At 47.2% G+C, this 17412-nt stretch carries 16 protein-coding genes; 7 read left to right on the plus strand and 9 right to left on the minus strand.

All coding sequences use genetic code 11. From position 1 onward, the window contains the following. Nucleotides 1–481: 481 nt before the first annotated feature. The gene (locus NL646_RS04030; protein WP_023624755.1) at nt 482–910 is read right to left on the minus strand and encodes a VOC family protein; all 429 of its coding nucleotides are present in this window, start codon (nt 908–910) and stop codon (nt 482–484) included. A gap of 235 nt (nt 911–1145) precedes the next feature. Between NL646_RS04030 and NL646_RS04035 the strand changes: the two genes are divergently transcribed. Continuing rightward, a complete protein-coding gene (locus tag NL646_RS04035) occupies nt 1146–2714 on the plus strand; it encodes a DEAD/DEAH box helicase (protein ID WP_253663882.1) in 1569 nt (522 codons plus the stop codon). Nucleotides 2715–2819: 105 nt separating this feature from the next. On the opposite strand, the gene NL646_RS04040 is transcribed toward NL646_RS04035, so the two are convergent. Further along, nucleotides 2820–5699 carry an amylo-alpha-1,6-glucosidase gene (locus NL646_RS04040; protein WP_140169723.1) on the minus strand — a complete coding sequence of 960 codons (2880 nt, stop codon included), beginning with the start codon at nt 5697–5699 and terminating at the stop codon, nt 2820–2822. A 220-nt stretch (nt 5700–5919) separates the two neighbouring features. Between NL646_RS04040 and NL646_RS04045 the strand changes: the two genes are divergently transcribed. Continuing rightward, nucleotides 5920–6831: a LysR family transcriptional regulator gene (locus NL646_RS04045; protein ID WP_020841841.1), complete on the plus strand. Its 912-nt coding sequence runs from the start codon at nt 5920–5922 to the stop codon at nt 6829–6831. On the opposite strand, the gene NL646_RS04050 is transcribed toward NL646_RS04045, so the two are convergent. Beyond that, on the minus strand, nt 6784–7719 hold the full coding sequence (locus NL646_RS04050; RefSeq protein ID WP_069497631.1) for a LysR family transcriptional regulator: 936 nt from the start codon (nt 7717–7719) through the stop codon (nt 6784–6786). The two genes, NL646_RS04045 and NL646_RS04050, sit on opposite strands and share 48 nt — an antisense overlap. A 199-nt stretch (nt 7720–7918) precedes the next feature. Between NL646_RS04050 and grxB the strand changes: the two genes are divergently transcribed. Then, entirely contained in the window at nt 7919–8548 is a 630-nt protein-coding gene (gene grxB, locus NL646_RS04055; RefSeq protein WP_024701478.1) for a glutaredoxin 2, read from the plus strand. Nucleotides 8549–8558: 10 nt separating this feature from the next. After that, a complete protein-coding gene (locus NL646_RS04060; RefSeq protein ID WP_140169722.1) occupies nt 8559–9683 on the plus strand; it encodes an alkene reductase in 1125 nt (374 codons plus the stop codon). Between the two features lie 83 nt (nt 9684–9766). Here the strand turns inward: NL646_RS04060 and NL646_RS04065 are convergent, their stop codons facing one another. Genes NL646_RS04065 through NL646_RS04075 form a run of 3 tightly spaced genes read right to left on the minus strand, consistent with a single transcriptional unit; the run spans nt 9767 to nt 12144 of the window. Further along, nucleotides 9767–10825 (minus strand): zinc-binding dehydrogenase, encoded by a 1059-nt coding sequence (locus tag NL646_RS04065; RefSeq protein WP_140169721.1) that lies wholly within the window; start codon nt 10823–10825, stop codon nt 9767–9769. Nucleotides 10826–10829: 4 nt separating this feature from the next. Further along, the gene (locus NL646_RS04070) at nt 10830–11342 is read right to left on the minus strand and encodes a 2,4'-dihydroxyacetophenone dioxygenase family protein (RefSeq protein WP_140169720.1); all 513 of its coding nucleotides are present in this window, start codon (nt 11340–11342) and stop codon (nt 10830–10832) included. A 40-nt stretch (nt 11343–11382) separates the two neighbouring features. Beyond that, complete coding sequence (locus NL646_RS04075; RefSeq protein WP_140169719.1) at nt 11383–12144, minus strand: SDR family NAD(P)-dependent oxidoreductase; 762 nt, start codon at nt 12142–12144, stop codon at nt 11383–11385. Between the two features lie 131 nt (nt 12145–12275). Here NL646_RS04075 and NL646_RS04080 point away from each other — a divergent pair, with 131 nt between their 5' ends. Next, the gene (locus NL646_RS04080) at nt 12276–13280 is read left to right on the plus strand and encodes an AraC family transcriptional regulator (protein ID WP_253663883.1); all 1005 of its coding nucleotides are present in this window, start codon (nt 12276–12278) and stop codon (nt 13278–13280) included. Nucleotides 13281–13415: 135 nt separating this feature from the next. Next, a complete protein-coding gene (locus tag NL646_RS04085) occupies nt 13416–13937 on the plus strand; it encodes a DUF2058 domain-containing protein (protein WP_005479918.1) in 522 nt (173 codons plus the stop codon). A gap of 94 nt (nt 13938–14031) precedes the next feature. On the opposite strand, the gene NL646_RS04090 is transcribed toward NL646_RS04085, so the two are convergent. From NL646_RS04090 to NL646_RS04100, 3 genes are all read right to left on the minus strand, one after another. Next, entirely contained in the window at nt 14032–14646 is a 615-nt protein-coding gene (locus NL646_RS04090; protein ID WP_005464091.1) for a LysE family translocator, read from the minus strand. A gap of 77 nt (nt 14647–14723) precedes the next feature. Beyond that, nucleotides 14724–15116 (minus strand): ribosome recycling factor family protein, encoded by a 393-nt coding sequence (locus NL646_RS04095; RefSeq protein ID WP_005479876.1) that lies wholly within the window; start codon nt 15114–15116, stop codon nt 14724–14726. A 4-nt stretch (nt 15117–15120) separates the two neighbouring features. Continuing rightward, the gene (locus NL646_RS04100; protein WP_005373812.1) at nt 15121–15990 is read right to left on the minus strand and encodes a LysR family transcriptional regulator; all 870 of its coding nucleotides are present in this window, start codon (nt 15988–15990) and stop codon (nt 15121–15123) included. A 105-nt stretch (nt 15991–16095) separates the two neighbouring features. On the opposite strand from NL646_RS04100, the gene NL646_RS04105 reads away from it, so the two are divergent. After that, complete coding sequence (locus tag NL646_RS04105) at nt 16096–17352, plus strand: adenylosuccinate synthase (RefSeq protein WP_005464135.1); 1257 nt, start codon at nt 16096–16098, stop codon at nt 17350–17352. The last annotated feature ends 60 nt before the right edge of the window (nt 17353–17412 follow it).

Below are 17412 nucleotides of genomic sequence, written 5' to 3' on the forward strand. Positions count from 1 at the left end.
GAGAGCACACTTATATCTTTGACCTTGGCAGAGTGAGGCAAACTCTCTTTGCTACCAACCAAAATCAGTGCGCACAAAAATGTCAAGCCAGCATAAATCTGCTACTTGCCCAATCGAACAATAGGAATAAGTTACTAGCTAGCTATAACTTAGTAAGTTAAAGCTAGTGTTTCATTCAGCAAAGAGAAGGGTGAGCTGTAAACAGCACAATGTTGTAGAAAGAGCATGATAAACCTTTTTAAGCAAGCTGATATACGACGAAATTGATGCCGAAATAGGTCCTTGTATTCACATCAAGCTAATTGTTATTTGTATAAGTCAAGTTCCATCCTGCTCAGTATTTAATCACAGCAGTCAGTATCAAATCTGAGACTTAGTTATATATTACTAGCTTAATTTTGATAAAAATGGAGGGCATAACACAAAAATAAATCCAATCATTTAGTTTACTTATCAGACGAAAAACATCGAAATATCACGCTTATTGATTATAGTCATTTCGTTCGCTGCCTTTCTCCGAGAAGTACTCGATAAACTCAAACAGCATACCGTGGTCTTCTAGATAGTAGACGTTCTTTCTAAATGGGTGTTCGTCGCCTCGGTGGTCGAGCTCATAACCTGCTTTGCTTAGCCTTTCGATGAGAGCTTCTACATCCGGCACCACAATCCCTATGTGTTTAAAACCTGTGAAGTGTGATGTCCAATGAGTAGCGTCGCCTTTTCCTCCTGACGAGATGGCAATATAAGAATGATCATCACCTACGTGAAACCACTCAATCGGTCGGCCAAACCAATTATCTATTTTTCCGCCGCCGCGTACTTTCCATTCAGGGATAGCGGCGGTCAAAAATTGGATCATCTTTTGTGCGTCAACGACTGAGATATTGGCGTGTTCTACATAACTGTTCATGTATGTTTTCCTTTGGGTTCTTGTTTTTTGTTCTTAATGCAACTCTAGAACCTCAAGCTAAGTTTAGGTAAAGCACCTATTTTTGCCTGCCAAAAATAAATGAGATCCAGTTCAAATATTTATCCATGACGGAATTAGTTGAAGCCTGCGCGTAAAAGCCTCAGAATGTCGCACTTTTCGCACCGATTTGTTTTCGGCGCGTTGTTATCTAACTCTACAATTGAGAATCATACATATGGGTTTTACCTCGTTAGGTCTATCTGCTCCAATCCTTAAAGCTATTCAAGAAAAAGGCTACGACACCCCTTCGCCAATTCAGGCAAAAGCAATTCCTGCTATTTTGGAAGGGAAAGACGTAATGGCAGCAGCGCAGACTGGTACAGGTAAAACTGCAGGCTTTACGCTACCGATTCTTGAGCGTTTATCGAACGGCCCTCGCGTTCGTGCTAACCAAGTGCGTGCACTTATCCTGACGCCAACGCGTGAACTTGCGGCTCAGGTGCAAGAAAACGTGTTTATGTACGGCCGTCATCTTCCACTAAGCAGTGCGGTTGTTTTTGGTGGCGTGAAGATCAACCCGCAAATGCTGCGTCTTCGCAAAGGTGCGGATGTGTTGGTTGCGACACCAGGCCGCCTGATGGATTTGTACAACCAAAATGCGGTGAAGTTCGACCAACTAGAAGTTCTGGTACTGGATGAAGCAGACCGCATGTTGGATATGGGCTTTATCCGTGACATTCGTAAGATCCTAGCTCTGCTACCAAAACAACGTCAGAACCTACTGTTCTCGGCGACTTTCTCGGATGAGATCCGCGATCTTGCGAAAGGCTTGGTGAACAACCCTGTTGAGATTTCAGTCAACCCGGCGAACTCGACGGCAAGAACGGTTGAGCAAAGCATCTACCCAGCAGACGTGAAGAAAAAAGCACCGATGTTGGTGAAATTGATCAAAGACGGCGATTGGAAGCAAGTGCTGGTGTTTACGAAAACGAAACACGGCGCAAACCGTCTGGCGAAGTTCTTGATCGAACAACATCTACCTGCTGCAGCCATCCACGGCAACAAGAGCCAAGGCGCGCGTACCAAAGCATTGGCGGATTTTAAATCGGGTGAAATTCGTGTGTTGGTCGCGACGGACATTGCTGCACGCGGTATCGATATTCCTCAATTGCCGCAAGTGGTGAACTTTGAGCTACCTAAAGTGGCAGAAGACTACGTTCACCGTATTGGTCGTACTGGCCGCGCGGGCGAAGTAGGTAAAGCGATTTCACTGGTTTGTGCGCTGGAAGCGTCTGAGCTGTTTGCGATTGAACGTTTGATTAAAGAAGTGCTACCACGTAAAGAGTTGGAAGGTTTTGCGCCAACCAATGTGGTTCCTGAATCCAAACTGGATACGCGCCCAATCAAACCGAAAAAACCTAAGAAGCCGAAAAAACCAAAAACGCCAAATGCTGCAAGTGAAAACGCTCCAGCAACCGAAAAGAAAACAGGCAATGGTGCAAACAAACCTAAGCGTCGCTTCAACGGTGGTAACAACGGCAACAAAAACAGCACCAACCAAGGCGGTGCGGGCAAGTCTAAAGGCAACCGTGAAGGCCAAGGTCGTGCAAACAGTAAACCAGATGACCGCAAACCTAACGGCAACAAGCCGAATGGCAATAAACCGAGTGGAAATAAACCAAACGGTAATAAGAGTGGCAACGCTGGTAAACCGTCTGGTAACCGCAAGCCAAACAATGCTAAGCCTGCAGGAAACAAACCATCAGGCCAGCGTCGTAAGCCTCGTCCACAGGCCGCAAACTAATCTGCAAACAGCCCCGATAGCAAATACAACAAAGCCGCTGATAATCTCAGCGGCTTTGTCTTTCTTAGAACACAATTTTCTAGAACACAGCTTTGTTAAAACAGCCTACATTAAAGGTGTGATTCGAATATCTGCGATTTGCGCTTCGTTCTTTTCACCCTCAATACCACCAGCGTAAATGTAGGTTTCATTCGATGTGAGGTAACTCATATTGAAGTGGTCCTTCAGCGCGATCTGATAGGTTTCCCCCTGCTCCAACGCCACTTCAATTGGCGTTGAGTAACGCATACCTTGGTTTTCACCAATATGGCCCATCTGCAAGTAACCTTGGCCAACCACCTTACCTGCATCATCCAATACCTCTAACAATTTCACGGTGTTCGTGATGCCAGTATTAAGTTGTCCTAGGTTATTGTTGTACCAAGCATCGAACTGGTAAGTGCCCGTTACAGGAGCTGTAAACGACTCTGCACCTTTTACGAGGCCACTGTCTTTGCTCACCGTAACCACTGAGACATTGTCTTTGAGTGGCTGATATTCGCCATCAAGTTTGATGCGGATCTCTTCACCGACACAAACTGGTTGGCTTGGGTTAGAACGGAAGCCTTTATCGTTAATGCTTTCAGCCAAATAACAAGCAAAACCTGTTGGCGTATCGGAATAAGATTGAGCAATCACGTTCTTTTGAATCAGCTCGCCATTGCGATACAAGTTCACGTTGTACTTGCTCGTCACGTCAATCGAAACCGAATTATCAACGCTTTTTACCACCAGTTTTGGCTCTTGCGGTGAGTAAACGCGACTGTCTTCACTTGCATACGGTTTCACACCAGAAACCAAAGTAATGCTGCTATCTACATTCACAAGCGCACCCAGTGTCACGTGGAAATGCCCCTTTTCGTCCATCGTGACATTTTCAACTGGGTAGTAGCCTGTTTCATCTTTACTTGCTTCAGGCAAATCAATGGTTACCGAGTAGTTCTTTCCTTTAAAGGCAAAGTTTTCCAACGTGATTTGTTCAGACTGAGCCAACAACTTATTGCGCACCCAACTTGTGATAAATGGCTTCACTTCCAACTTACCTGTTTCGGTATGGATGCCAAATAGGGTCTCTACCACCATGTTCAAGTAGCCACCCACAGACCAAAGCTGACGCTGAGAGTTAATCACTGGGCCATCCAAGCTCGGATCTTCGCCATGATCACTATGGATGATGAATGACTTACCAGAAAGCCACTCTAAGTTCTCCATGTTGGATAAGTTGGTTGCCGTACCACGAACCAACGATTGAATGGCATTGTTCGCTGCTGCCACGTTTTGTGTTTGATGCGCGGCGCGCAAGCTGTACGCGGTAACAAATGGCCAAATTGCGCGGTTATGGTACACAGGCACGTCTGGTTGTTGAGGGAAGTAAACCGGCACGCCAAACTCACTGTGTGGGTAATTGGCCATGATTTGTTTCGCCTGCGCATCACTTGCCACACCACTGATGATCGCAAGCGCTTCGCCCAACATGTCGTATTTGTCGACCGCGATGTCTTTACCATTGTCAAACAAATAGCTTACGTACATACCGCGTTCGGCATTCCAAAACTGCTCGTTGATAGCGGTTTTTAACTTCTCAGCCCACTCGGTGTATTTGACCGCGTTGGTTGAGTCGTACTTCTCTGCCAACTTAGCCGCGAGCTGAATCGCGCGGTAATGAACCACGTTTGTCGATAACGCTTTGCTGCTACCAATCGCGTTGACATCGTTTGGCGTCCACGTTGAATACGTTTGCTCACGCCAATCGAGGAATGATTGCTCACCAGTGTATAAACCAGATTTCGCATCAAAAGCCGCCAGGCGATCGGCTTCAAGTGTATTACTGATCGCTTTGTAAGCACGCTCGGCAAACTGGTTGTACTCTTCTCCATCCAATGCCGAAAGTAAGCGTTCTGCACCAAGCGCCCAAGTCGTGCGGTCGGTACTGATTGGCCAGCTGCCGCCAGTGCCCGTATCTTGCACAATCTGCTCGCCATCGTATTGCTGATCGGTCGTATCGCGGAAAGCGGACAATTTGAAATTCAAACCATTTTGCACGCGAGTTGGATTCATCAATGCAAGCGAAAGGTCTGCTGCGTACGCCAAATCACGCGTCCACACGTAATGCCACTTCGCGCCCGTCTCAAAAACTTCCGCTTTGATTGGGTTGTTGTAGTTGTAATTGCCGTCTTTGATTTCAGAAACGGCAAGCTGGTCTAGCTCTTTCATCGTCAACGCAAACAACGCGTCAAACGCGACATCACCCGACACCACTCGCGGCCCTGTTTGCTCATTAATCACTAAGCCTTGGTCGAGCGCATCACGCAATTCTGTCGTCGTTGAAATACCAAATTCACGCAGCTCAGCTTTAGGATCTTTCACCGAGAAAATCACGGTATCACTCGAGTCATCGTAATTGGCGAACAGTTTCACTTCTTTATTCTGATGCCCTTCATGCACCATTGCAGGGTCGAGAATCGCATCAGAGTAGTATTTTTCCGCTTCTTCTTGCGTTGCTTTCGTCACAGTCATTGTCGCGCGACTTTCATCGGCAAAGCTCACAGAAAACTTGTAATACCCTTTGTCTTCAAACGTGATCTCAGAGTTGCAATCACCGTTCATACACGCTTCATTCGTGTCTGGTTTTGGCAGGTACTCTTGAGCTTTCTCGAACGCCGCGGGCTCCTCAAAATAGGTGTATTGGATCTGCCAACCCGGATCAGCAATCTTGAACTGATTGCTACCTCGAGCGACGCGCAGTACGGTTTCGTACTCGTTATTACCCAAATAGTTTAGCTTGGCATGCTCTGCCGTGCCCCAATCCCCATTTAAACCACGTAAATATAAGTCGGCTGAAATAATTGGTTTGTCGACCGGCACAGGCGCATCAGAAGAATCTGACCCACATCCAGCAAGACCAATACAAGACGCGACAGCAAGCGCAATAAAACTCGGTTTCATGTTCATCCCTTAGATTGTTGTTTTGGCGACAGTCTAAAGAACACCCTTTTGAGGGGAAAATAGGAAGTCAGGAGCGAGCTATAGATAACATCTATACGTCAAACCCCAACAGTGATGTAGATCTATGAAATGCGCATAATTTCAATCAAATGAGATTACAGATTTGTGATTTATAAATGAAATTGTGCAAAATACCCCTCGTTCTTAGAGGGGAAAGAAAATGGACAAATCTCTGCAGCAATTTTTACTGGTTGCACGCTGCCAAAGCATCAGCGCTGCGGCAAGAATGGCAGGGTTAAGCCAGCCAACGGTAACAAGCAATTTAAAGAAGCTGGAAGAGAATCTCGGCGTGACGCTGTTTGAACGTCACCCTAATGGCATGGTGTTGACCGAATACGGGCGCATCCTCTATCGCCATAGCAACGCGATGCAGCATGAATACAACCAAATGATGCAAAGCATTGATGAACGGAAACAGTACCAAGTCGGAAAAATTAAAATGGGTACTGGCGATGCGTGGTGGCCGCTGTTCGTCAAACAAGCACTCAATGAACATCTGACCAAGCAACCTTCGGCATCTACGCACGTCGAATTTGGCAATCACTTAGGCTTGATGGATTCATTAATCAACGAACAGATTGAATTTTTCATCGGCCACGAGATTGTCGGCTTGTCGTCTAAATGCGATGTTACGTTTATTCCGCTATTTCAAACGGTTGATGCCTATTTTGTTTCCCCAAACCACCCACTGCTAGGTAAAACCGTCACCGAAGAGATGCTGCACGAATACCCTGCTCTTTCGGTCACTTATGACGCAAAGAAATTCGCTCACGTCATCGACAACCCAATCCCGAAACAAAATGAACGCGAAAGGCAGCAACTGGATGACAGACCGACTTACGAAGTGGATTCTCTGCTCGCCAGTATTGATGTACTGAAAGAAAGCGTCGCGGTGATGTCTTACACCCGCCATCTGCAACCGTATTTGGAATCCTTTGGCTTACGATGCTTAACCATGGAAAACGAACCAAACCCTGGCACCGTCGGGATTTATCGCCACCGCCGAGAAACCTCGGAATCGCATCTAGATCTGATTGCTGGTATCACTCAGCGCGCTAAATTGCTCAACTAGAAAGTCCAAAAACAGGCGAACTCTTTTCGGTTGATATTGGCGGCTCTGATAAATGACATGCAGATCCGCTTCAGCGCCTTGCGAGAAGGCGCTGAAGTTTTTCATATACCCATCCAAAACCGTTACTAAACGTTGTTGTTTGAGGTCTTGCTGAATATCTAAAATCGATTTCAGCGCAATCCCCGCACCGTCCAACGCCCATTGTCGAATCACTTCACCATCATCAGAAAAGCGCTTTGGCGTGACCGTGATCGATTGGTGAGACTCTTCATCTTTAAAGTGCCACGTTTTTAATTCTTCATTGCTGCGCACCATGGCTAAGCAGCGATGGGCCGCGAGATCTTGTGGGCAGTTTGGGACACCTTGCTTCGCCAAGTAATCAGGTGACGCGCACAGCACACGTTGACTCGACGCCAGCTTGCGCGAGATGAGATTGCTGTCCGCTAACTCACCGTAACGAATCACCAAATCGAGCCCCGATTCAGCCAAGTTCGATAAATTGTCATTAAGATAAAGATAAGGCGTCACATCCGGATATTGCTCAGAAAAAGCCGACACCATCGGCGAAATAATTTGTTTGCCAATATCTCGTGGAGCTGAAATTTTCAACGTTCCGCGCACTTGCGAAATACCCGTTTGCAGTAAGTTTTCCGTCTCTTTCACGCTATCAATGATGTTCAGACAAGCTTGATGGTACATTGCCCCTGCATCCGTGAGTGATACGTGGCGTGTGCTTCGGTTGAGCAGCTTTACGCCATAGCGTTCTTCTATCGCTTGCAGCCTTGCCGTTACCGTCGCCGGAGACAAACCTAGCTCCCTTCCCGCCGCTGCCAGACCTTGATGTTTAACGATGCTGACAAACAACGTCATATCCGAAAACTTATCCATCTTCGCGCCCTTATTATTTGGAAAAACTGAACAATCAATTCAGATATTACCCAATTATCAAATTAAGTCGAATCCATATACTGACCCTATCGACATTGTTTAGACCCAGAACGTTATGTGGCAGGACAAAGTTAAACGCCGTAACGCTGTTCAACGCACAACAACACGCCCTGCCCAGCCAAGAGATAGGAAACAAAAAATGAAACTGTACATTTATGAACATTGCCCCTTTAGCGCCCGCGTCCGTTTTGTTGCAGGCATGCTGAATATTCAGCTCGACGTCATCAACATTGCTTATGACGACGAGAGCACCACCACAAACATCATCGGCGCAAAACAAGTTCCTCTTTTGATCAAAGACGATGGTGAAGCCATGGCGGAAAGCTTAGACATCATCAACTACTTCCTTGAATTGGCATCTTCCAACGAAAGCAGCCAACCCTCAACACCGGTTTTAGACTGGCAAAAACAAGCGTTTTTACCGCTACAAAAAGTCGGGTATCCGCGTTGGTCAAACATGACGTTACCGGAATTTGCAACAGAAACCGCGAAACAAGCATGGCGTGCAAAAAAAGAAACCGAAGCGTTAAATTTTGAAGCTTTGATTAACGATACACCTGCGATTGCGAAAGAAGTCGCCGCTTTGATAGAACAAACCAAACCCTTGCTCAACCTAAGTTCAGAAAAGCAAACATCACTGGTTGATCAAGCCATTATGTTCTCCATTTTGCGCGGTTTCTTCAGTGCTTCCGAAGTGCAATGGGATCCAGCCGTACTTCACTGGATGGCAACCGCTCGTAAAGCGACCAACGTGCCAGTGCTTATCTGAGGAGCGCAACATGAAACAAAGAACAAATAAGCTGTTTGAACCAGCTCAACTAAAAGCGTTGTCACTACAAAACCGCATTGTCATGGCACCAATGACTCGCGCACGCACCACTCAGCCGGGCAACATCCCGAATGAGATGATGGCAACGTATTATCAACAACGCGCTTCTGCCGGGCTGATCATTTCCGAAGCCACACAAATTTCGGACGATTCTCAAGGCTATTCGTTCACCCCTGGCGTTTACACCGATGCGCAAGTGGCGGGCTGGCAGGGTGTGACCCAAGCGGTCAAATCACAAGGCGCAGCGATGTTTTGTCAGCTATGGCATGTGGGCAGAGTCTCTCACCCAACATTCCAAAATGGTGAACAGCCTATCGCGCCATCTGCGCTCGCTCCGGTAGAGACGCAAGTTTGGATTGCAGATGAACAAGGCAACGGCAATATGGTCGATTGTGTTGAGCCACGCGCCATGACACAAGCGGACATCAACCGAGTTGTCGGTGATTTCGCGAACGCAGCCAAACGCGCCATTGAATCGGGTTTTGATGGTGTAGAAATCCACGGCGGGAATGGGTATCTGATCGATCAGTTCTTAAGAACCAACTCAAATCATCGAACAGACAACTACGGAGGTTCACGAGAAAATCGTATCCGTTTTCTTATCGAAGTAGTGGATGCAGTTATCGCCGCTGTTGGTGCGCATCGAGTTGGAGTGAGATTGGCACCATTCATTACGTTTAAAGATATGGACTGCCCAGATATCGTGCCAACGATCTTGGAAGCATCAAAACAGCTACAGGAGCGCGACATTGCCTACTTGCACTTGTCCGAGGCCGATTGGGCTGATGCACCAACGATTCCTGAGGCGTTTCGAATCGAACTTAGAAAGCGCTTTCGCAACGCTATCATTGTCGCAGGTCGCTACAATCCTCAACGAGCAAACAAAGTGTTAGAGAAAGGCTACGCGGATCTTGTCGCATTCGGACGACCATTCGTAGCAAACCCAGACTTAGTCTCTCGATTGCAACATCACCATCCGTTGGCAGAACTCGATGGCTCAACGTTGTTTGGCGGAAACGAACGAGGCTACACCGATTACCCTGCTCTGCAACAGGAATGCGCAGAACAGGCCTAACAAAAAAAGCCCCAACCTAGCTGCTACGGTTGGGGCTGTCACCAAACTAAAATTGGTTTTAGCTAGCTTAATCTGGCTAAGAGTTAAATCACTTCTAACGCGCCGCAGCGCCAAGGTTCGATAACGACTTTGATGTGGTCATTTGGCGTCATTAACTGTCTAAACGCATCTTCCACACCATCGATTCCCACTTTGGCGGTAAGCATTTTCTGCCAAGGCAACGTGTGTTCGGCAATCGCTTGTAGGCATTGCTCAAACTCGTGCGGTTGGTAGTAGTAAGAGAATCTCAAATCGAGCTCTTTTACCGTCGCGTACGCGTAGTTAATGATTGCGGGTGTAGTATGGATACCCGAGATGACGATTCGCGCTCGGGCAGGGGCGCGGCGCAGAAAATCGTCAATCAAAGTATGCTTGCCAACACACTCGTAAATGACCAGACGTGAGTTCATCGCGTACTGCTCACCAACGGCGATCTCGTCTTCCTTGGTCGAGTTGATCAATCGATTTGCGCCAAACTCGCTGGCAAGTTGCAGCTTTTCTTCCTGAAGATCGACCGCAAGAATATTGCTGACGCCACGTTGTTTCAGTGCAGCAATCACCGCCAGTCCTATAGGGCCGCAACCGACAACCAGCGCTGTTTCTTCCGGTTCGATTTCACTGCGATTGACCGCGTGCAAACCGACCGCCAGTGGTTCGGTCAATGCCGCCGCCTCAGACGGCATTCCGTCTGGGACAGGTAGCAATAACGCTTCATCAAGCAGGAAGTACTCAGAGTAAGCGCCATAAGTACCCGGAGTAACACCAACGCCCGCGCCATTTTGACTGAGTAACATCGGCACTGAGGTGACTCGGCTACCAACAGCCAACGTCTGTTGAGTGTCAGATCCGTATTCGACAATTTCCGCGCAGAACTCATGCCCCAACATCACTTGAGCGTGCTCACCGGCTTCATCAGGCATCAACCCGAGCTGGTGGAATACATCAAATACCTCATCCGCGTGTCGAGTAATGTGAAGGTCGGAGCCACAAATACCGCAAGCGAGACTACGAACCAACACTTGTCCCGCTGCGGGTTTGGGGATTTCGACTTGCTTCAGGCGGACACTACCATTCTGCATTACGATACTGTTCATCTGTTGCATGGGTTTACTCCGCTAGCTCATCGCTTAGGCCAGCAATCGCACCCGGTTTGATGTAACGCGCGGTAAAGCCTTGTGCTTTCGCTGTTGCAATAACAACTTGCTCAATCCAACCCGCATCCATGATGTTGATGAAGTTACCTTCTTCGTCAAAGTTAATGTTGGCACCTTGGATCACCATAAAGCCATCTGCACCACCCGACTCTTCTGGACAATGGAAGGTATGAATCGAACCGCCCGGCTCATATAAGTAGCTACCAGCGGTTTGGACTTGGTCTGGATACTCGATGTAGTGCCAAGCGCCACTCAGGGTATAGAAATGCACCACACCAGTGTGGTAGTGCTTAGGCAGAGTGATACCTGGTTTGAATTTGGCGCGAACCACCCAAGTCCCGTTTTCTGGATCTAGAAACAACGGGTAAACATCAACACCCGGTAGCGCGTCTTCGATGATCGACTCTTCATTAGTATTAAGAGTTAATAAGAAATCTTGGTGCTGAATAATTTCTGGTAATGACATAACTTACATCCTCGCTATTGCTGTAATGTGGCGTACTCGCCTATCCCATAAGTGGGTACTTAAAATTCTCGAAACCGTCAGATGCGCTGATGGTACAACCGTTGATACAGTTGGCTTTCTCGCTGACCAGAAACGTCACCACATCAGCAATCTCTTCTGGTTGTGTGAAGTTTTGGCGCATCTGCTCTTTGCGGATGTGGTTCCATAGGCCAATCTCTTCGTATTGCCTTAACATCGGAGTATCAACTCGTCCCGGAGCGACGGCGCAAACACGAATACCCAATGGTGCTAGTTCTAACGCCGCACATTTGGTCATCATGTCGACCGCTGCTTTGCTGACGTTGTAGGTAAAAGTCATCTCAGACGCCATTTGCGCGTAAACAGACGATGTATTAAGAATTACACCCGGTGTGCCTTGTGCTTGGAATTGTCGCCCAGCGGCGAGAATGCCGTAGTAGACACCATTTTGGTTGACCTTTGAGATCGGCTCAAAATCGGCAATTGGGTCGTGGTCAAGCAGAGGTTTCGGCGCGCCAATGCCTGCGTTGTTGACCATGATGTCAAGCGAGCCAAACTGTTCGACCGCGCACTTCACCATAGCTTCAACTTGTTGGTAATCGGTGACGTCCGCGACAAAGGTTCCCAACTGCTTTGAATCAAAACTTGTGTACATTTGCAGTGATTGTTCTGAAATATCGACAGCAAGCACTTTGGCTCCTTGCTCTCTCAGCTTTGCAATGATGGCTTGGCCAATTCCACCAGCCGCCCCAGTCACAATGGCCGTTTTATTGATAAGTTCCATACTGCTTCTCATCCATGCGTTGTTGTTATCAAAATGTAACTTAAATCAACTCACTGACACTCACTTGACCTTTTGCGAAGTAAATTTGATATATTGCGATTTACAACTTGTTAACATTTGAAAATCGAGACATGCATATCGTAAGAAGTGGCGCCGCCGATAAATTTGATAGCTTGGTTTCCGAACTAGGGCAGAATCCGGTTGAGATTATGGCTGCTGTCGGGCTGTCTGCGGCGCAATTTCGCGATCCCGATACCTATCTCGCTTATCCAAGGTTGGCTGAATTACTGGAGGAAGCGGCTGCTCGTTGTCAGCAACCGTTGTTTGGTGCGTTACTCGCCGATCGCCAAAACCTGCAAAGTTTGGGCGATTTGCCGATGCTGGTTTCTCGCGCAGAAACGGTCGGTGATGCCTTGGCGCGGGTGAATGATTTTCTCTATCTGCATTCGTCAGGGGTCACTCTCAACATGACGCCACAAGATGATTGGGTACGGTTGTCGCTCAGTATTGATGTGCACAGCGAACGCGGTATCGCGCAGTTGATGCAGTTGAGTGTGTCGCATCTGGCGATGTTTCTTGCCAGTCTGCTTGATATTGAAGCAAGCCACTTCTCTTTACACCTCACCCAACACGCCAGCTTCGAGGCAGAACAGAGCGAATTTGCCCAGCAAAACAAATTGCGTTTCGGTGATAAATTTGACGGTATCCTACTTAAAGCGAGTCTGCTTAACGCTAAGAACCACCAAGATGAAGACGCACTAGAGCGCCATTTTCAACAGCACCTCAAAGAGCTGCAAACCCGTTACCCCAACAATCTCAGTGACCAAGCGGCCAATATGATTGGTCGTTTGCTATCGACCGGAGAATGCAGCGTGGAGCGTGTCGCCAGAGCATTGGATTTACACCCGAGAATGCTGCAAAGCAAGCTAAAGCAGCAGGGCACGAGTTATCGACAGCTATTGCAGCAAGTACGTCAGGATTTCGCCGAACAGCGTTTGCATGAGAATGTTCAGAGTATTACCGATATCGCGTTGCAACTGGGCTATGCAGAAACTGCGGTCTTCAGCCGCCACTTTCGTCGCTGGACGGGAAAATCGCCAAGGCAATGGCGGTTAGATAAAATGGCGGCTAGATAAGCAGAGTTAAACGGGTGAGCAGACCATGTTTTGTTGGCAATTCTTGAGGCTTTTCTCGCTTAAAAAGCCACTCCCCTTTCTTTGCAGAGAATGACTGGTTAAAATGCAGAAAATTGCGCACTAACTGGATTAAACATGGCGAAACTCACCCTTCAAGAACAAATGCTAAAAGCGGGCTTAGTTAACGAGAAAAAACTAAAGAAAGCGAAAAAAGGCTCAAAGAAATCACGCGTTCAAGCACGCGAAGTTAAAGCGGCGGTTGAAGAGAGTAAACGCCAGCAGGTAGAGCGAGACAAACAGCTAAGCCAACAACAAAACGCAGAGCGTCTAAGCAAAGAGATCAAAGCACAAATCAATCAACTGATTGAGATGAACAAGATCGAGCTAAAAGATGGCGACATCAAATACAACTTCACGCACGGTACACTAGTGAAATCACTTTATGTAGATTCACTTATCCGCGAACAGCTGATCAAAGGCATTTTGGCTATTGCTATTGTCGGTGAAAGCTACGTTGTCATTCCGCGCGGAGTAGCGAATAAAATTGCTCAACGTGACGAATCCGTCATCATCGAACAGAAAGAAGCAGAATCTGAGATTCCGGCAGAAGACGACCCATACGCAGATTTCGTCGTTCCAGATGATTTGATGTGGTAAACAACCAGCAACACATAAACTAAAGAAAAGAGCCGCTGATTTAACATCAAGCGGCTCTTTTTTATAGAATGAGTGACAGAAACAATGTACGTCTTTATTGCTTGCTGATTAGCAAGTTCACACCAGAGACAGTCAAAAAGAGTGAACACCCGCGATTGAAACGTTTCGCCATTTTCGGGTTTGAAAACCAGTGTCTTAAATACAAACCAAAGATGGCGTAGATTGAAATGGCGACCATTTCTAAAATCAAAAACGTTGAGCCAAGTGCAAAGAACTGCTCTTGAACGTTAGCATTAGCATCAACAAATTGCGGTAAGAAAGCAGTAAAGATAAGAATCGCTTTCGGGTTGCCAGCGGCAAGCGTAAATTCTTGCTTCGCAAGCCCTGCGTAGTTGCGCGAGTTGTCCAAATCAGAGATCGGACTAGACTCTGAACGCCAAAGGTTAAATGCAATCCAAAGTAGATACAGCGCCCCTACCAGCTTTATTGCTAAAAATAGCATTTCTGACGTATACAAAATCACGGCCAAGCCAGATGCCGACAACGCAATCATTGCTGAAAAAGCGGCAATTCTGCCTAAACTGGCTACAAATGCGGCCCTAAATCCGTAGCAGCGGGCGTTGTTCATTGCCAATAAATTGTTTGGACCTGGAGCCATATTGAGAGCGAAGCAAGCAGGAATAAAAAGGAGAAGCTTCCAAATATCCATAATAAAATGGTCTTAGTGAGTTATTTTGGTTAGTACCCTAACATCTGCCATTAAAGTGAGTAAACCACAAACCAATCTTAAAGCAACTCGGCGTCAAATCGTGCCGTGCGAGCTTGAACTAACGTGCAGTTCGTTTCTGCCATCAACTCAGCTAAGGTGATGTTTGGGTTTTGTCTCACCAAACGTATCAACTTCACGTCCAAAGGTTCCAACTTGTCTTGGTGAGCGAGTAGAGCTTGCTCGATCTTGTTGATCGCAAAGCGCATCACCTCTGCCTCTTCGCTTTTAAGATGATCTAAAAACGCTTTTACATCCAAAGCCTCGCCTGAGATCTGCCAGTTACGAGATCGCCTAATTCGCTTAAGATCGCACTGTTTTTCTGCTGCGAGTGTTTTCGCTCGCTTGGCATGGTCGCCACCAATACGGTGAATCAAGGATGGGAGCGAAATCGTAATCTTCGTCTCTTTCATCGTCTTAGCCCTCAACCACCGACACATTCTCGCCAACCCAAGCCAACAATTGTTTTGCCGCTTTGGATAACACTTGATTTTGACGCACGATGTAGCCGAAATCAGTGTTTGGAAAACTTGGCAAAGGCGTAACTTCTCGGGAAAGCTTTAATCTCGGATCGAGCGAGAAATCCGGCACAATAGCAGTCCCAAATCCCGCTTCAGCCCAGTCAATTTGAGCTTCCACACTGCCCACTTCCATCACGCGATGCTTAGGCAGATTTAACTCAGGTAAAGACGCATCAATCAGCTCTCGGGTTCGAGTATCGTGCCCTAGCAGAATCAGCGTCTGGCTCTCTTTTCGATTGTCCTGCCACTCAAAAATGTTATCGCCAAACGCACACCAGTGAATCTGCGTGAGAGGCGTAAAATGCAGCGGTTGACTCTCTTTTTGTGCGATAACAAAGCCGATATCGGCACGTGCACTTTTCACCAAATCCACCGCTTGAGAAGACGTGGTATTGAACAATGCCAAATCGATACCCGGGTATTCACTTTTGAATTGCTGAAATGGTTTGATAAGCAGTAAACGTGAAACGATATCGCTCGCCGCAATAGAAAGCGTCCCCTGCGTAAGATCGTTGATAGCATTGAGATCCGACTGACAAATTTGCAGCTCATTAAGCATCCGCTGCGCCGTAGCTAACAAACGCTTCCCCGCTTGCGTCAACTGCACAGGATTTCGCTCAATCAGTTTAGTGCGCGTAGCCTGCTCCAACTGCTTGATATGCAAACTTACGTTCGGCTGTGTCATGTGCAGTTCCGTCGCTGTTTTGCCGAAATGTTTTACCTCTGCAAGAGTTACGAAGGTTCGCAGCCAGTTCAAATCTAACATTGCCAATTCCGATATGAGATTCTTATCAAGTTAATGAGTATAATTAATTTCTCTTATTATGGCGAACACCTTAAGATTTTTGCATCTGTTTTTGGAGATTAAATTATGTCGTCTATCGTTGTTGTGGGTGCAAACTGGGGTGATGAAGGCAAAGGCCGCATCGTTGACTTTTTGGCAGAGCAAGCTTCTGCGAGCATTCGTTTCCAAGGTGGTAACAACGCGGGTCACACCGTGGTTAACGACCTAGGTACGTTCAAGCTGCACCAGCTTCCAAGTGGCGTATTCAACCCTGACTGTTTGGCAGTGTTAGGTCCGGGTATGGTTATCAGCCCTGCGTTGCTGTCTCAGGAGATTGCGGAAGTTGAAGAAGCAGGCGTAAAAGTGAATATGTGCATCTCTGATCGCGCAACACTGTGTCTACCTCTACACGCACTAGAAGATACGCTAGAAGAACAGCGTTTAGGCGACAAAGCATACGGTTCAACTCGTCAAGGTATTGCACCTGCGTACGGTGACCGCGTAATGAAGAAAGGCATCCTAGTTGGTTGGTTGAAGCAACCAGAAGTATTAGTTGAACGCCTTCAATTCATGATGGATTGGAAACTGCCGCAACTGCGTGCGCTTTACCCGACGTTCGAGTTCGAACAAACCGCTGAAGAAATGGCGAACTGGTTGCTAGAAGTGTCTGCACCTTGGCGCGATTCAATTTGCAACGTAACGCTTCCTCTAAAAGAGCTACAAGCAAAAGACAAAACACTATTGTTCGAAGCACAGCTTGGCGCGGGTCGTGACCTTGTTTACGGTGAGTACCCTTGGACAACATCTTCTAACGTTGTATCAATGTACGCGGGTATCGGTAGTGGCCTTCCGGCACTTCGTCCTGAACGCGTTATTGCGGTTGCAAAAGCATTCAGCTCATCAGTAGGTACTGGTACGTTGATCACTGCAATGGAAGAGCAAGATGCTTTCCGCGAACTTGCAGGCGAGTTCGGTGCAACTACAGGTCGTCCACGCGACATGGGCTACTTCGACGCAGTCGCTACGAAGAACGGCGTTGAACTGCAAGCAGCAACTGAAATTGCGCTAACGAAAGTAGACTGTTTGACAGGCCTTAACGATCTAAAAATCTGTGTTGGCTACGAAGGCGACCACAGCGAAAACCCAATCTGGCCTCAAACAGCAGCACTAGCACCAATCTACGAGAAAATGGAAAGCTGGAGCGAAGACATCACAGGTTGTCGTAAGTTTGAAGAGCTACCAGTAGCAGCACAGAAATACGTTCTACGCATTGAGGAACTAATGGGCGTACCAGTAAAAATGGTCTCTGTTGGTCCAGGTCGTGAACAAATGATTATGCGATAAGATGTGAAACGATACCAACTCTGACTGGTATCGCACATCATTGGCAAGCGGCTTATCTGT

Source organism: Vibrio sp. Y20_XG_PY13 (genome assembly GCF_024181925.1).
GTDB classification, from domain to species: domain Bacteria; phylum Pseudomonadota; class Gammaproteobacteria; order Enterobacterales; family Vibrionaceae; genus Vibrio; species Vibrio parahaemolyticus.

Excerpts from the sequence above, each read along its gene's own strand:
- NL646_RS04030 (WP_023624755.1), bottom strand. The coding sequence starts at position 910 with ATGAACAGTTATGTAGAACACGCCAATATCTCAGTCGTTGACGCACAA.
- NL646_RS04035 (WP_253663882.1), top strand. The coding sequence starts at position 1,146 with ATGGGTTTTACCTCGTTAGGTCTATCTGCTCCAATCCTTAAAGCTATT.
- NL646_RS04040 (WP_140169723.1), bottom strand. The coding sequence starts at position 5,699 with ATGAAACCGAGTTTTATTGCGCTTGCTGTCGCGTCTTGTATTGGTCTT.
- NL646_RS04045 (WP_020841841.1), top strand. The coding sequence starts at position 5,920 with ATGGACAAATCTCTGCAGCAATTTTTACTGGTTGCACGCTGCCAAAGC.
- NL646_RS04050 (WP_069497631.1), bottom strand. The coding sequence starts at position 7,719 with ATGGATAAGTTTTCGGATATGACGTTGTTTGTCAGCATCGTTAAACAT.
- grxB (WP_024701478.1), top strand. The coding sequence starts at position 7,919 with ATGAAACTGTACATTTATGAACATTGCCCCTTTAGCGCCCGCGTCCGT.
- NL646_RS04060 (WP_140169722.1), top strand. The coding sequence starts at position 8,559 with ATGAAACAAAGAACAAATAAGCTGTTTGAACCAGCTCAACTAAAAGCG.
- NL646_RS04065 (WP_140169721.1), bottom strand. The coding sequence starts at position 10,825 with ATGCAACAGATGAACAGTATCGTAATGCAGAATGGTAGTGTCCGCCTG.
- NL646_RS04070 (WP_140169720.1), bottom strand. The coding sequence starts at position 11,342 with ATGTCATTACCAGAAATTATTCAGCACCAAGATTTCTTATTAACTCTT.
- NL646_RS04075 (WP_140169719.1), bottom strand. The coding sequence starts at position 12,144 with ATGGAACTTATCAATAAAACGGCCATTGTGACTGGGGCGGCTGGTGGA.
- NL646_RS04080 (WP_253663883.1), top strand. The coding sequence starts at position 12,276 with ATGCATATCGTAAGAAGTGGCGCCGCCGATAAATTTGATAGCTTGGTT.
- NL646_RS04085 (WP_005479918.1), top strand. The coding sequence starts at position 13,416 with ATGGCGAAACTCACCCTTCAAGAACAAATGCTAAAAGCGGGCTTAGTT.
- NL646_RS04090 (WP_005464091.1), bottom strand. The coding sequence starts at position 14,646 with ATGGATATTTGGAAGCTTCTCCTTTTTATTCCTGCTTGCTTCGCTCTC.
- NL646_RS04095 (WP_005479876.1), bottom strand. The coding sequence starts at position 15,116 with ATGAAAGAGACGAAGATTACGATTTCGCTCCCATCCTTGATTCACCGT.
- NL646_RS04100 (WP_005373812.1), bottom strand. The coding sequence starts at position 15,990 with ATGTTAGATTTGAACTGGCTGCGAACCTTCGTAACTCTTGCAGAGGTA.
- NL646_RS04105 (WP_005464135.1), top strand. The coding sequence starts at position 16,096 with ATGTCGTCTATCGTTGTTGTGGGTGCAAACTGGGGTGATGAAGGCAAA.